Annotated in this window: 14 protein-coding genes; all 14 read left to right on the top strand. The window is 52.2% G+C overall.

Annotated elements, in window-relative coordinates:
* Position 1: 1 nt before the first annotated feature.
* A complete protein-coding gene (gene fliR / locus ACFOSD_RS10915) occupies positions 2-781 on the top strand; it encodes a flagellar biosynthetic protein FliR (RefSeq protein ID WP_380696412.1) in 780 nt (259 codons plus the stop codon).
* The gene (gene flhB / locus ACFOSD_RS10910) at positions 774-1913 is read left to right on the top strand and encodes a flagellar biosynthesis protein FlhB (RefSeq protein WP_380696410.1); all 1140 of its coding nucleotides are present in this window, start codon (positions 774-776) and stop codon (positions 1911-1913) included. Before fliR ends, flhB begins: the two co-directional genes overlap by 8 nt.
* 158 nt (positions 1914-2071) lie before the next feature.
* Positions 2072-4252 carry a flagellar biosynthesis protein FlhA gene (flhA, locus tag ACFOSD_RS10905; protein ID WP_380707612.1) on the top strand — a complete coding sequence of 727 codons (2181 nt, stop codon included), beginning with the start codon at positions 2072-2074 and terminating at the stop codon, positions 4250-4252.
* A gap of 10 nt (positions 4253-4262) precedes the next feature.
* The gene (gene flhF, locus ACFOSD_RS10900) at positions 4263-5780 is read left to right on the top strand and encodes a flagellar biosynthesis protein FlhF (RefSeq protein WP_380696406.1); all 1518 of its coding nucleotides are present in this window, start codon (positions 4263-4265) and stop codon (positions 5778-5780) included.
* Positions 5781-5847: 67 nt separating this feature from the next.
* Complete coding sequence (locus ACFOSD_RS10895) at positions 5848-6669, top strand: MinD/ParA family protein (RefSeq protein WP_380696404.1); 822 nt, start codon at positions 5848-5850, stop codon at positions 6667-6669.
* Positions 6670-6695: 26 nt separating this feature from the next.
* Entirely contained in the window at positions 6696-7424 is a 729-nt protein-coding gene (locus tag ACFOSD_RS10890; RefSeq protein ID WP_380696402.1) for an RNA polymerase sigma factor FliA, read from the top strand.
* Positions 7425-7516: 92 nt separating this feature from the next.
* On the top strand, positions 7517-7897 hold the full coding sequence (gene cheY / locus ACFOSD_RS10885; RefSeq protein ID WP_449329096.1) for a chemotaxis response regulator CheY: 381 nt from the start codon (positions 7517-7519) through the stop codon (positions 7895-7897).
* A gap of 18 nt (positions 7898-7915) precedes the next feature.
* Complete coding sequence (locus ACFOSD_RS10880) at positions 7916-8692, top strand: protein phosphatase CheZ (protein ID WP_380696398.1); 777 nt, start codon at positions 7916-7918, stop codon at positions 8690-8692.
* An 11-nt stretch (positions 8693-8703) separates the two neighbouring features.
* Positions 8704-10968, top strand: a complete 2265-nt coding sequence (locus tag ACFOSD_RS10875) for a chemotaxis protein CheA (protein WP_380696396.1) — start codon at positions 8704-8706, stop codon at positions 10966-10968.
* Positions 10969-10996: 28 nt separating this feature from the next.
* Complete coding sequence (locus ACFOSD_RS10870; RefSeq protein ID WP_380696394.1) at positions 10997-12046, top strand: protein-glutamate methylesterase/protein-glutamine glutaminase; 1050 nt, start codon at positions 10997-10999, stop codon at positions 12044-12046.
* 11 nt (positions 12047-12057) lie between these two features.
* Positions 12058-12783: a motility protein A gene (locus tag ACFOSD_RS10865; protein ID WP_380696392.1), complete on the top strand. Its 726-nt coding sequence runs from the start codon at positions 12058-12060 to the stop codon at positions 12781-12783.
* 131 nt (positions 12784-12914) lie between these two features.
* Positions 12915-13556, top strand: coding sequence for an OmpA/MotB family protein (locus ACFOSD_RS10860; RefSeq protein WP_380696390.1), 642 nt, complete (start codon positions 12915-12917; stop codon positions 13554-13556).
* Positions 13557-13561: 5 nt separating this feature from the next.
* Complete coding sequence (locus ACFOSD_RS10855) at positions 13562-14335, top strand: ParA family protein (RefSeq protein ID WP_380696388.1); 774 nt, start codon at positions 13562-13564, stop codon at positions 14333-14335.
* A 93-nt stretch (positions 14336-14428) separates the two neighbouring features.
* Complete coding sequence (locus ACFOSD_RS10850; protein ID WP_380696386.1) at positions 14429-15310, top strand: chemotaxis protein CheW; 882 nt, start codon at positions 14429-14431, stop codon at positions 15308-15310.
* The last annotated feature ends 81 nt before the right edge of the window (positions 15311-15391 follow it).

The raw sequence follows: 15391 nt of genomic DNA, 5'->3' as shown, positions 1-15391 counted from the left end.
CATGGAGATCACCGACGCTCAAATTGCCAGTTGGGTCACCCATTATCTGTGGACCTTGTTTCGTATTTTAGGCTTTTTTGCGGTGGTTCCTATTTTTGGTGCGCAAACGGTTTCTATGCGTATCCGCTTGTCCTTGGGGCTGGTTTGTACCATTGCACTGACCCCTATTTTGCCCCCGATGCCCGATGTTGAAGGGGTATCGCTGACCAATTTCATCATCATCTTTCAGCAAATGGCCATTGGTATTGCGCTGGGCTTTTTGGTGCTCTTGATGTGGCAGATCTTTGTGATCGCCGGGCAAACCATCGCCATGCAAATGGGGCTTGGTTTTGCTTCGATGATGGACCCGTCAAACGGTGTGACGGTGGCCGTGCTGTCGCAGTGGTACATCGTTTTGGTGACCCTGATTTTCCTGGGGGTTGATGGGCACTTGGTGGTGTTTGAAGTGTTGGTAGACTCGTTTTACACCATGCCGATTGGCGTCAATGGACTGACACAAGGCAGCTTGATGGAAATCGTTATGATGGGCAGTTGGATGTTCGCGGCTGGTTTTTTGATTGCATTGCCGGCCATCACGGCCTTGCTGATTGTGAATTTGGCTTTTGGTGTCATGACACGATCGGCACCGCAATTGAATATCTTTGCCTTGGGTTTCCCGATCACCATGTTGATGGGGATCTTTATCGTGTGGGCTTCCTTTACGGGAGTCTTTGGTGTTTTAACCGAACTGGTACTGGACGTAGTGCCGGTGATGCGCCGCTTGGAGATCACCAATGGCTGAAGACCAAGACAGCAGTCAAGAAAAAACAGAAGAACCCACGCCCCGAAAACTTGAAAAGGCGCGTGAAGACGGGCAGGTAGCCAGGTCCCAAGAATTGGCGACCACGGTGTTGCTGTTCGCTGCCGCAATGGCCTCCATTATCTTTGCACCCGTTGTGTCCCGCAATATGCTGGATGTTGCGGTGTTTAATTTCACCTTTGACGAATCCGCGGCCGGGGATCCGGCCTTTATGTTCGGACATTTGGCTGAGTCATTTCGGGTGATGGGCTTGGTAACAGCGCCCTTTTTCGCCATCATGGTCATCGCTGCATTTGCAGGGCCATTGGGCTTAGGCGGCTGGAACTTCACCACGAAATCCCTCATGCCGAAAGGCTCTCGTATTGATCCCTTGGCGGGATTGAAACGCATGTTTTCCATGAATTCCTTGGTCGAATTGATAAAGGGTTATGCCAAGGTGGGTGTGATCAGCGTTATTGCGGTGCTTATTCTGTGGAGTCAGGTTGATGAGTTGCGCGCGATCGCACGTGAGCCCACACGCCTTGCCATTGTGCATTCAGCTACGATCATTGGTTGGAGTTTTTTGCTGATGGCCTTGTCTACGGCCGTCATTGCAGCGGTGGACATCCCCTATCAGATATACAGCCATACCAAAAAGCTAAAAATGACCTTCCAAGAGATTAAGGATGAATACAAAAACACGGAAGGTAAGCCGGAAGTTAAAGCCAAAATCCGTCAATTGCAGCGTCAACTGTCGGAAGGTCGAATGATGTCGGATGTACCTAAGGCCGACGTGATCATCACCAACCCTGAGCACTTCTCGGTCGCGCTGCAATATGATCCCAATTCCATGCCAGCACCCCTGTTGCTGGCCAAAGGCGTCGACGAAGTGGCCTTTAAAATTCGTGAAATTGGCCGCGAGAATGGCGTTAGCATTATTGAAATGCCACCGTTGGCTCGGGCGCTTTACTACCACACCAAGGTCGGAGAAGAAATTCCCGCTGAACTGTATTTGGCCGTAGCCCAAGTGTTGGCCTATGTATTCCAAATGAACGAAGCCCGCAAAGGACGGATGCCACCACCAGAGCGTAAACCGAAAGTCGACATACCACCCGATTTCCGGCGCGACGAGTAAAATCGTCTGTATGGCGTCAGTATGGCAAGCCTTTTGCTGTAGCCTCTGAGTTCGTCAGCGTTTTGGCGCTGCACTGAGAGGCGGGGTTAAGGGTTTCAATGGCAATACCGGGCAGTAGTACGCTTAAACAATTGCAAAATACCGATCGCGTGACGCTGATGCGCGGCGCGCGAATGAATTTGCAAAATGTATTAACCGGCCACTTGGGTGTGCCGATCTTCTTGTTGGTGTTGTTGGCGTTTGTGACCCTGCCAATACCTACCTTCATTCTTGATATCTTCTTCACCTTTAACATTGCGCTTTCCATCATTGTATTGTTGGTGACCATTTATGCCTTGCGGCCACTGGATTTCGCCGTATTTCCGACGATCTTGCTGGTGGCTACGTTGCTTCGTCTGGCGCTTAACGTGGCGTCTACCCGCGTCGTTCTGCTGTATGGGCACGAAGGTGGTGATGCGGCGGGTAAGGTCATTGAGGCTTTCGGTGAAGTGCTCATCGGCGGTAATTACGCCGTTGGTTTGGTGGTGTTTACGATCCTCATGATCATCAACTTCGTCGTGGTGACCAAGGGTGCCGGACGGGTTTCCGAAGTCAGCGCACGTTTTACGTTGGATGCAATGCCCGGCAAGCAAATGGCCATTGATGCCGATTTGAACGCCGGTTTGATTGATGCTGATACGGCCAAGTTACGACGTGCTGAAATTGCCCAGGAGGCTGACTTTTACGGTTCTATGGATGGTGCCTCGAAATTCGTTCGGGGTGACGCCATTGCCGGTATTCTTATCTTGATCATCAACGTGGTCGGCGGCATTGCCATTGGTATGGCGCAGCACGCACTAACCTTTGGCACGGCGGTTGAAAATTATGCGTTACTGACCATTGGTGATGGTTTGGTGGCCCAGATTCCATCGTTGTTACTGTCCACAGCCGCAGCCATTATGGTGACCCGAAACTCCAGCAGTCAGGAAATGGGTGGCCAGATTACGGATCAAATGTTGGCGTCGCCTCGTATTATGGCCGTGGCCGCTTCTATCTTGTGGGTGTTGGGTGTTGTGCCGGGCATGCCACATTTGGTTTTCTTGAGCTTGGCGCTGTTGATGACTTTCATCGCCCTATGGACCTATTTGCGCGCCAAAGAAGATGCCGAAGAACTGGCGCTCGGTGGTAAGCCCAAACCAGCGGGTGGCGGGGGCGGTGGCTCTGGTGGTAAGCCTGGCAGTGCTCCGGATGGCGTCGCGCCAAGACCGGGCAGCCCTAGAGCCCAAGAAGGCGCACTGGAACAAGATACCAAAGAACTCAGTTGGGATGACGTACAGCCCGTCGACATGGTCGGTTTAGAAGTGGGCTACCGATTGATTCCCTTGGTCGACAAGTCACAAGGCGGTCAGTTGCTGGGACGCATTAAAGGTGTACGCAAAAAGTTGTCGCAAGAGGTGGGCTTCTTGATGCCTTCCATTCATATTCGCGACAACTTGGATTTATTGCCCAATCACTATCGGATTACTTTGATGGGTGTATCCATTGCGGAGGCCGAAATTCACCCTGAACGGGACATGGCGATCAACCCGGGGCAGGTGTTTGGCGATATTCAAGGCATCGCCGCTAAAGATCCGGCGTTTGGCTTGGACGCGGTATGGATAGAGTCTTCGCAAAAAGACCAAGCCCAAGCATTGGGCTACACCGTAGTGGATTCCAGTACGGTAGTGGCCACGCATTTGAACCAAATTCTGTTCAAGCATGCGCATGAAATGTTGGGCCACGAAGAAGTCCAGAAATTGCTGGACCAGTTGGCGAAAAACTCACCGAAACTGGCCGAAGAGCTGGTGCCAAATACCCTCAGCATCAGTGCCTTGTTGAAGGTCTTGCAGAATTTGTTGCTGGAGCAGGTGCCCATTCGCGATATGCGTACCATTGCTGAGGCTTTGACCAACGCGGGTACGCAAGACAGTAGCCAATTGACCGGCGCAGCGCGGACGTCCTTGGCACGGTTGATTGTGCAAAACATAGTCGGTAATGACAGTGAAATACCCGTGATGACGCTGGATCGAGATTTGGAACAGTTGTTGCAGAGGATCTTACAGCAAGGTCAACAAAATGGCGGCGGTGATGCCATCATGATTGAACCGGCGCTGGCTGAAAAATTACAAGGGTCGGTGACGGAATTAGTACGCAGACTAGAAGCAGAAGGCAAACCGGCCGTTCTGTTGGTCCCAGGGCCATTGCGTATGATGTTGGCTCGATTCTTCCGTTTTGCCGTAGACAACCTGCATGTGTTGGCTTACGACGAGATACCCGAGAACAAGAGAATTACTGTCGTTGCATCGGTTGGGCAGTCTTAGGAGCGATTGAATGAAAGTACGTAAGTTCATTGCGCGGAACATGTCAGAGGGCCTGAAAATGGTGGCCGCTGAGCTGGGTGATGAGGCGATGATTCTGTCGAACCGCAAGGTTGCCGAAGGTATTGAGATTCTCGCGGCGATCAAAGATGAGCAAGAAGAGGCGGGCGCTCCGGTCGTCGAACCCACCCCGGCACCGGCTCGTCGTGCGCCCTCACTGCCTGAAGCTAAAGCCGACCCGTTGGCGCCAACCACAGCCCTAACCCGGGATTCCCTGCGCGACCTGCTGACGCCACGCGGCGCGCAAAAATCGCCTACAGCCCCACGTAAAGCACCGGAAACGATGCAGGACAGTATCATTCGGCTTTCAGAGCAAGAAGGTGGCGGTGGTTTGACGCGTGATGCCTTGATGCAGCTCTTGAACAAGCATAAAGATCCCCTGGAAGAAAAACGGCAGAAGCTGCGTGAGCAAATGGCGGAACAATCGTCGGATTTTGACGTTCCCGAGAAGATTGTGAAATCACCGTCAGCCGCGCGTCCGGTGAAGCCAGAGCCGAAATTCGTTGAAGATGTAGCTCCGGCTCCAGTGCCAAAAGCGCAGAAACCGGTCGAAAAGCCCAAGCCTATACCACCTCGGCCCGGCGTATCGCCCGAACAAAAAGAATTGTCGGCGATGCGCGAAGAGCTATCAGCACTGCGCGAATGGCTGGAAGTGCATGAGCGTCAGAACATGGGTGTTACCGGTGGGCCATTGGCCCAGCGCCTTGGTCTGTGTGGCTTTGATAGCCGTTGTGTGACACCCTTGGTCGAAAAATACGGTGACCAGCTAGCCGATGATAGCTGGACCTTGGCGTTAGAAAAAATCGCCAGTCTGGCCGAAAACAATGCGGAGTGTTTGGTCAAACGCGGCGGTATCGCGGCCTTGGTGGGTCCAACGGGCGCCGGAAAGACGACCACTTTGTCAAAGATTGCTACACGCTTCGCCATGCAGCATGGTGCGGACGCATTGGGTATTATCTCACTGGATCAGTATCGCATCGGCGCGCATGAGCCCGTCAAAATACTGGCGCGCATTCTGGGTTGCGAGATCATTCTGCAAGATCAGGCCGACAACTTGGAAGCCGCACTTAACCGGCTAGCCAACAAAAAGTTGATCCTGATCGATACCAACGGTTCCGAACGCGGGCTGACGGCGTATCAGGCTCAACTCGGTGACAGCGCGCTTGAGCGGCACATTAAACCCATACTTGTCTTGCCTTCTAATTTGTCGGTGAACAGTCTGCAAAATGCGTTCAATCGTTTTAATGTTTTGAAAGTTCGCGGCATCATCCTGACCAAAGCGGATGAAAGCGCTGAAATTGGCCCCGTATTAAGCCTCAGCCTGCGCAAGAAAGTGCCCATTCTGTATTGGAGTGACGGCACATTGGTGCCGCAAGACCTTCACTTTGGACAAGTCAAGCGCTTGGTGGAGGTGAGTTACAACCAGTTAAAGCGAGAATTCTCGGGGGCTAAAATAGCTCTCGCGGGATAATCGAACACTATTATAATATGGTCTTGGCAAGGTAGACTTACTGCCAACCGTTAGGAATTGACGCAACATGGCAAAACAGGAACCCGTACAGGTTATTGCAGTCACCGGAGGTAAAGGCGGTGTCGGCAAGAGCAATGTATCCATCAATGCCGCTGTTGCTATGGCAAAGTTGGGGAAGCGGGTCGTTGTGCTGGATGCCGACCTTGGCCTAGCCAATATAGACGTTTTGCTGGGGTTGCGCGCAACCCGAAATCTGGTCGATGTATTGGATGGTCGCTGTGACTTAAAAGATGTCATGGTCGAAGGGCCGTGTGGCATCAAAGTGATCCCAGCCTCTTCTGGTACTCCCTACATGGCCAATCTGGCCGAGCAAGAACATGCAGGTATTATTCACGCATTTTCGTCCTTGGCGGATGAAATGGATGTATTGATTGTTGATACTGCTGCGGGGATTTCCCGTACCGTGGTCAGTTTTGTTCGTGCCTGTCAGGAAGTTTTGGTGGTGGTGTGTGATGAACCCACTTCCATTACCGATGCGTATGCCTTGATTAAGGTCATTAGTCATGACTACAACATGAACCGTTTTCGTATTTTAGCCAATATGGTTCGTACCAAAAATGAAGGTTTGCGGTTGTACCAAAAATTAACCAGTGTCACGGAACGCTTCGTAGACGTTGCACTTCAGTACGCGGGTGAGATACCTTTTGACGACAATGTACGGCGCGCTGTACAAAAACAGAAGTCGGTGGTGGACGCGTACCCCAATACCAAAGCCTCTATTGCCTATGAGCAATTGGCGCAACAAATGGTACGATGGCCATTACCAACGTCACCCAAGGGACATTTGGAGTTCTTTGTAGAGAGACTGATAACGGGCAGCATTCGCTGACGTGCTAGGTATGGGTAAACCCTTAGATGTATGAATCGAAAAGTAAACATCAGTTGGATGAATTGGTTACTGCGCATGCGACGCTGGTAAAGCGCATTGCGCACCATCTGATGGCCCGTCTCCCGGATACCGTTTTGGCCGAAGACCTTATTCAAGCAGGCATGATCGGCCTGATTGAGGCGGCAAAAAATTACGATCGGAGCAAGGGCGCTACCTTTGAAACCTACGCCGGTATTCGCATTCGTGGTTCCATGCTTGATGAAGTGCGCAAAGGGGATTGGGTGCCGCGCAGTGTGCACCGTAACAGTCGCCGCGTTTCAGACGCCATTCGGACCGTGGAAAATCGTGAAGCTCGCGACGCGCAAGATCAGGAAGTCGCCGCGGAGATGGGCGTTTCACTGGATGAGTTCTATGCGTTGTTAAAAGATACGCAAAACGCGCGCTTGTTTAGTTTTGAAGAGTTAATGGAAAATTCGTCTGCCGCCGAGGGCGAGCCGGATTGGCATTCCACAATGGAACATGGCCCCGCGCAAGCACACGAAAGCACCACAATGCACAGTTCTATGGTTGAAGCCATAAAAACACTACCAGAACGTGAGCAACTCATACTATCCTTGTACTATGACGAAGAATTAAACCTGAAGGAGATCGGTTTGGTGCTTGGGGTCAGTGAATCGCGCGTGAGTCAGATCCATTCTCAAGCGACCCACCGACTGCGAGCGCGCTTGCGGGACTGGCGTGAGACGGAAGATTAACGTATACCTATACTTATAACGAAAAAGAATTTTAATTTGCGCCGAGAACCTTGACTGGGTTTGCGTGTTTGGAGGTAGCCTTGGATAAGAACATGAAAATTCTGGTAGTGGACGACTTTTCCACAATGCGCCGCATTGTGAAAAATCTCCTGCGGGATTTGGGGTTTTCAAATACTCATGAAGCAGACGATGGCAGTACAGCATGGCCCATGTTGCAAAGTGGGGATTTCGACTTTCTGGTTACAGACTGGAACATGCCCGGCATGACCGGCATTGAACTGTTGCAAAAAGTACGTGCTGACGAGCGACTAAAAACATTGCCCGTACTCATGGTCACGGCAGAAGCCAAGCGTGATCAGATTGTCGCCGCCGCACAAGCGGGCGTGAATGGATACGTGGTTAAGCCCTTTACCGCAGCAGCGCTGAAAGAAAAAATCGAAAAGATTTTTGAGCGCGTAGATGCCAGCAAATAACTGACTGACGGAGCAATTATGAGTCAGACAGGAACCGAAACGAGACAAGAGTTCGAAGAACTCATTAAGCTCAAGTCACACGAGCTGCAAGCCTTTATTGAGCGCGGTGATTTAACGGGCGCCATGGCGATCATCCAGCAGTTGCAAGACGCCCGCGAGCAAACACTCTACAAAGAAGTGGGTCGATTGACCCGTGGCCTGCACAATGCCATCACCAATTTTCACATCGACGCGAGCCCCGATGAAAACCCTACGCAACTGTCTGAAATGGCCGATGCTACGGATCGCTTAGACTATGTGGTCAAAATGACCGAAGACGCCGCCAACAAAACCATGGACAAGGTAGATGAGTGTATGCCCATCGCCAATGATCTCGGTAATGTGGCCGACGAGCTGCGAGCCGAGTGGCAGCGCTTGTCCCGGCGTGAAATGTCGGCCGACGAATTTAGAGAATTATACTGGCGGATGGATACGTTCCTGGACCGTTTAAGTACAGATTCCAAATCGCTCTACACGCATTTATCTGACATTTTGTTGGCTCAAGATTTCCAAGATCTCACCGGACAGGTGATTCAGCGAGTGACCGGCTTGGTGCGGGATGTGGAGAAAAGTCTCGTTGACTTAGTCTTGCTGGCCAGCAAAGTAGAGAATGTGGCGGGCTTTGAACATAAAGACGAGCCCGAAGAAAAAGTGCACGACGTATTGGCCGGTCATGGTCCTTCCGTGAAGAAAACCGAAGATGTCGTATCAAGTCAGGATGATGTCGACGACTTACTATCCAGCCTTGGCTTTTAGGGAGCTGTACTATGAGCTTTGATGCCGACGAAGAGATACTACAGGACTTCCTGGTTGAAGCAGGTGAGATTCTTGAATCTTTATCCGAGCAATTGGTGGAACTGGAGCAGCGTCCTGAAGATCCTGACTTACTGAATTCGATATTCCGGGGTTTCCATACCGTTAAAGGCGGAGCCGGTTTTCTCCAGTTAACGCCTTTGGTGGATTGCTGCCACATCGCCGAAAACGTATTCGATGTATTGCGCAAGCGCGAACGCCCGGTAACGTCTGAGTTAATGGACATCGTATTGCAGGCACTCGACACCGTGAACGTCATGTTTGATCAGGTACGCAGTGGTGCCATGCCTGAGCCTGCATCGCCTGAACTCCTTGCGGCACTGGAAAAGATGACCCATCCGGACGATGCCGAAGAACCCTTGGTTGCAGCGTCAGAGCCAGAGGAAGAGCCTGAAGTACCGGCGGACGACGAGTCTCCAGTGTCAACAGAACCGTCTGGTGACGCGAATATCGTGGCGGGCAGTGACATCACCGACGATGAATTTGAACATTTACTCGATGCCTTGCAGCAAGGTGCTGCGTCTTCGGCAGCCTCAGCATCGCCACCGCCTACAGCAAAACCTACCGAAACTAGCGCTCCGGCCGCTGGAGCAGATGATGCTGATGAAATCACCGATGATGAATTCGAAAAATTGTTGGATGAATTACACGGGGCCGGAAAGTTCACGGTAGCGGGTGAAACCGTTAGCGCGGAAAAACCGAAATCATCGAAAAAGCCAGGTGTCGCTGCGGTCACCGCCAGTGGTGACGAAATCACCGATGAAGAATTCGAAAAATTACTGGATGAACTGCACGGTAAAGGCAAGTTTGACGGGGATGTCGCACAAAGTTTTGATCAAGATGCGGTAAAAAAAGCGGCAGAAGAACCGCCGAAAGACGATTCCGTCGCTGTGGCTCCGAAGGCGCCCGCTGCATCAACCGCAGCGGTTAAGCCAGCGGCAGCGAGTTCGGCAGAGCCAGTTAAGCCAGCCCCTGCGGCTAAAGCATCTGAGCCTGCTAAATTGCCACCCGCCAGCATTCCTGCACCGGCGATGCCAGACCCGAAAGGTGCTGCATTGGCGCAAGAAGCGACCGTCCGAGTCGATACCAAACGGCTTGATGACATCATGAATATGGTGGGTGAGTTGGTCTTGGTGCGTAACCGGCTGGTTCGTTTGGGTGAAGCCCAAGGCGACGAAGACATGCAAAAAGCCGTGGCCAATTTAGACGTGGTCACCACCGATCTGCAAAATTCAGTGATGAAGACGCGCATGCAACCGATCAAGAAAGTGTTTGGTCGGTTCCCTCGCGTGGTACGCGATTTGGCGCGTAGCCTGAAGAAAGAAATCAATCTAGAGCTCATTGGCGAAGAGACCGATCTCGACAAGAATCTGGTGGAAGCCTTGGCTGATCCTTTGGTGCACTTGGTTCGGAACTCGGTGGATCATGGCATCGAAGCACCGGACGTTCGAGTGGCGGCAGGAAAACCTAAAGTGGGTAAAATAACCCTATCCGCAGAACAGGAAGGGGACCATATTCTGTTGTCCATTCATGATGATGGCGGTGGTATGGACCCCAACAAACTGCGTGCTATTGCCGTCGAACGTGGGGTTATGGATCAGGATGTGGCCGACCGGTTATCGGATAAAGAGGCGTTCAATCTTATCTTCGCCCCGGGTTTTTCAACCAAGAAAGAGATTTCCGATGTGTCCGGCCGTGGTGTTGGCATGGATGTGGTGAAAACCAAAATAGCGCAGCTCAACGGTAGCATTGATATCGAATCGCACATGGGCAAAGGCACCAGTATTCGTATTAAGGTGCCTTTGACTCTGGCCATTATGCCGACCTTGATGGTGATGCTGGGTGAGCAAGCGTTTGCCCTGCCGTTGGTCAGCGTCGATGAAATTTTTCATCTGGATTTGACCAAAACTAATGTTGTTGACGGTAAGGAAGTGGTGGTGGTGCGTGGTCGTCCGTTGCCGCTGTTTTACTTGAAGCGTTGGTTGATTAAAGGGTCTGTTAAACATGGCAAAGAAGATGGTCATGTGGTGGTTGTGTCGGTTGGCACCCAGCAAGTTGGCTTTGTAGTGGATCAGTTGGTTGGGCAGGAAGAAGTGGTGATTAAGCCTCTGGGTCGTACCTTGCATGGTACGGCGGGGATGGCAGGCGCCACTATTACGGGCGATGGTCGTATTGCTCTTATCTTGGATGTACCCAGCATGCTGAATCATTATGCTTGATGTTGGGTGTATATAACGAGGAACCATAATGCCCATTAGCGTTCTGGTGGTGGACGATTCGTCGTTCTTCCGCCAGCAGATTATTACTATTTTGCGCGGAAATGCGGAAATAACTGTGGTTGGTACTGCGAGCCATGGGCGGGAAGCGGTTGATAAAGCGCTTCAGCTCAAGCCCGACGTGATAACCATGGATTATGAGATGCCCGTTATGGATGGCATCTCGGCGGTGCGGGAAATCATGGCCAAGCAGCCGACAGCCATTTTGATGCTGTCTTCGTTAACTACGGCGGGAGCGCGTGTTACCCTTGATGCGCTTGATGCGGGTGCTCTGGACTATCTGCCGAAGTTTCGTGAAAGCATTACGCAAAACGAACAACTCAAGAAGCAGTTGGTCGATAAAATTATTGCCGTGGCCCGGCAACGCAAAGCCCATTCCACGCCAAGCACGGCACACATCAGTCGTCCGACAACGTCGTCGGCACCCGTTGAACGCAAAACCTCTCGAATTACATTACCACGTAAGCCCGAGCTCATCATGATCGGTACCAGTACCGGTGGCCCTGTTGCTCTGCAGCGCGTACTGACGCAACTCCCTGGTAATATTCGTGTACCGATTTTGTTGATTCAACATATGCCGGAAGCCTTTACCGGGCCATTTGCCGAACGCTTGGACAGGCAATGCCAGATCCGTGTTGCTGAAGCAAAAGATGGAAGTGTTTTAGAGCCCGGCTTGGCGTTGTTAGCGCCCGGTGGTAAACAAATGATGTTGTCGTCGCGGAATTCCGTGCGCATTGTGGCGGGCGACGAACGTTTGAATTACAAGCCATCGGTCGACCTCACCTTCAGCAGCGCGATTAAGTACTACAGTGATCGAGTGTTGGCGGTGGTATTGACAGGTATGGGGGCGGATGGGCGTGACGGTGCCCGCCTACTGAAACAAGCGGGCGCTCACGTATGGACGCAAGACAGCGCCAGTTGTGTGATTGATGGCATGCCAGCCTCTGTGCGCAATGCAGGGTTGTCCGATGCGGATATCCCATTGGACGATATCGCTAAAACCATCGTCGGCGTTTTGTAGGCGGGTCCGCCATGTTGATCACCGGGCTGGTTATTGCCTGCACCCTGTTTCTCCTCGGCGTTATTCTAAGTGGCGGCACCACCACCGCCTTGTTCAATGTACCGGCGCTTATCATTGTGTTGGGTGCTACCTTCGGATTAGCCTTAGCGCAGTCGGACCGCCGTCGGCTGCGCCTGGTCGGTAAACGATTGACCACTTTGCACCTTCCATATGTTCCGCCTTACCAAGAAAATGATCTGGTGGTGTGGGCGCAAACTGCCCGGAAGGAAGGGCGGTTGGCCTTGGAGCCAGTGGCACAAGGAGTGACCGACACGCTCGCGGCGCAAGGGTTGCAATGTTTGATCGATGGTGCGGAACCCGACGATATTGAACACTTCGTCAACGTTGCCATGGTTGCTGAAGAGGAGCGAGAGCTTCAGGTCGCGGAGTTTCTCGAGCAATTGGCCATTTACGCACCCTTGATGAGTGCTATTGCAGCCGTGATTGTGGTTTTGCAGTCGGCAGCTCAGCCAACGAACCCACTGTTGTCGCAAATCGGATTCTTTAATGCCGGTGTCACCTTAGTCTATGGTCTGATGCTGTCGGCCATCGTCTTCCTGCCTTTGGCATCGCGCACTCGTTGGTTAGCACGGTGCCAGTACCGATGCCGTGAGACGCTATTGGATGCCTTATTGAGCATAAGCCGAAATGAACCACCGCGACGTTTATCAGATCGCCTAGCGTACCGCTCAAAATGACCAGGCCCGGACGCACATTCCCTCGCCGACACAGTGAAACGTCTTCAATTCATCGTTGGCACAGGCCCATTGTCTACACTTTTTTCTCCTTGAGTTTAGTGTTGTGGTGGTTGCTGGGTGGGCGTTTTTTTATGGTGCAGCCTGATACTGACGCCTTGGATGTGTTGACCCCAGCTGCGCCCGTGTCAGGCGTTGAACGTTCGCCTCGAATTACTCAAACACCTGAAGATGCGGGTGGGCAGACGATACAGCCATGGGTACCTATTGCAGATGGGGAACAGTGGGTGATCATTGAACGAGAATTAAATCGCCTGCATGAGGTATTACCCGAGCAATTGAACTATGATTGGTATCGAACAGACTCTGGTGCCATGTTGGCGTTGTCTGCCGATTCTTTATTTGCGCCGGGCGATTATGTTTTGCGAGCCGACCAAGTGGGCGCTGTCGAGCGGGTTGCTGAAACGTTAAAAACGCTGCCCGTTTTGGTTGCCGTGGCAGGTCATGTGGATGATCGAGCGCTTTCATCTGAAGCCGCATGGCAGTTATCCAGTCGCCGTGCTGCCAGTGTTGTCAGTGTTTTAGCGCGCGTGGATATTGCACCGCAACGTTTGTCAGCTGTCGGTTACGCTGGTGCGTTGCCACAAGTGCCTAATGACACGGCAGACCAACGGGCAATCAATCGACGCATGGAGTTGATTCTTACGGTGGTATCGGATATTCCTAAAGTTGAATCTGCGTTGGCAGATACACTACCTACTATCTACCCGGAGTAATAGGCGTGCACGTTTGGGCCATAGCGAATCAAAAAGGGGGCGTCGGTAAAACGACCTCTGTAGTTAACCTCAGTGCCTTGCTGGGTGAGCAGGGTAAGCGTGTGTTGATGGTTGACATGGACCCTCAGGGTAGCTTGACCAGTTATTTCCGCATGAACCCTGATGCTATTGAGCAAAGTGTGTACGACTTGTTTATGTACAAAGGGCGAGTGCCTGATAACCTGACGGCACAACTCATCGTTGATGATGTTATGCCCAATGTGGCGTTATTGCCTGCCAATACGGCCCTGGCAACCTTGGAGCGCAATATATCGCAGCAAGGAGGCATGGGGCTGGTTTTATCGCGCGCGTTGGCGCAGCTGTGGGACGACTTCGACTATGTATTAATCGATACCCCGCCCTTGTTGGGTGTATTGTTGATTAACGCCATCGCCGCTGCACAGGTTCTTATTCTGCCGGTGCAAACAGAATTCATGGCATTAAAGGGTTTGGAACGCATGATTCATACCCTGCAGATGGTGACGGCTTCGCGCAAGAAACAGTTGACCTATTTGATCGTACCCACCATGTATGACCGACGCACGCAAGCCGGTCAGCGCAGCCTTCGCACCTTGCGACAAACCTATGATGATCGCTTGTGGAAGTCAGCCATTCCAATTGATACGCGCCTGCGGGATGCCTCCCGCGAGGGTATGTCCATCACACAATTGGATCCCACTTCGCGGGGTTGTGAAGCTTATACCAGCCTGTTGAAGACACTGCAGCACGATCTGCCATAATGCGTTACCATGACACCCTAACCGGTTGGGCAAGCAGAAGCTTCAGCCTCGTAAACGGTAAGAGACATTTTAACCTGTTCCTGGGAGTTCGGGGTGAGTAGTTCTGATTCAAGCAAGAAAGTGGTCACTGAGATAGCGCCCGCTAAATTGGCACTCAATCATTATCTGGCCATCATGCTGGAAGAAGCAACGTCTTGGGAAGATGAGCTGGAGCCCGCAGTTGCAGTGCCGGACGAGCCTGCGCAACAAGAGCCGGTGTCCGAACCGCCGCCTGCACCAGACACGGCGACGGTTGTGCCTGACCCCGAGCCCGAGCCGGAAGTAGAGCCCTCGTTGCCCGAGCCGCCTGTAGCGTTGGCACCCGTGGAGCCCAAGTCGGCGCCCAAAGCACCTGCGCCAGTAGAGACCACACCACCCGTTGTGCTGCCAGAAGAAGGCGCACCGACCTTCAATGATGAAATTCATTTAGGCGCTCAACAACCCATATTAGCTTGGGAAGAAAACGGACGGCCCGGTTGGGCGCAAAGCCGGTTCGATTGTTTGCTCTTCAAAGTCGATGGTTTGGCACTGGCGGTTCCGATGATTTTGCTCGGTACTATCTATAAAATGGACAGCGAATTAACACCGCTTTTTGGCCAACCAGACTGGTTTCTAGGCTTACTGCGAGTGCACGACGGGCGGAATATTCGGGTGGTGGATACTGCCCGGCTGGTGATGCCAGAGCGCTATCGTTCGGAGGCCATCGAGTCGTTGACCTATGCCATTGGCATCCATGATTGTGATTGGGCGATGGGCTGCCACGAAGTGGTGGGTTCGATTACCCTAACGCCGGATGATGTGAAATGGCGCTCGGAACGTACCCGGCGACCTTGGTTGGCCGGTACAGTGGTCGATCATATGTGTGCCTTGATCGACTTGGATGCGTTTGAAACAACCTTATTGGCGCAGCGGGCCAAGGCGTCCAAATCGAAGTAAAAATGGATGGAAGGGCGATTGCGAAGAATTTGTTATTGGGAAGTATGCCGAACAAGGGTAAATTAGGCTATATTGACAACA

The sequence above is a fragment of the Salinispirillum marinum genome (genome assembly GCF_042650105.1).
Classification (GTDB): Bacteria; Pseudomonadota; Gammaproteobacteria; order Pseudomonadales; family Natronospirillaceae; genus Salinispirillum; species Salinispirillum marinum.
This window is presented reverse-complemented; position numbering and strand designations above follow the sequence as displayed.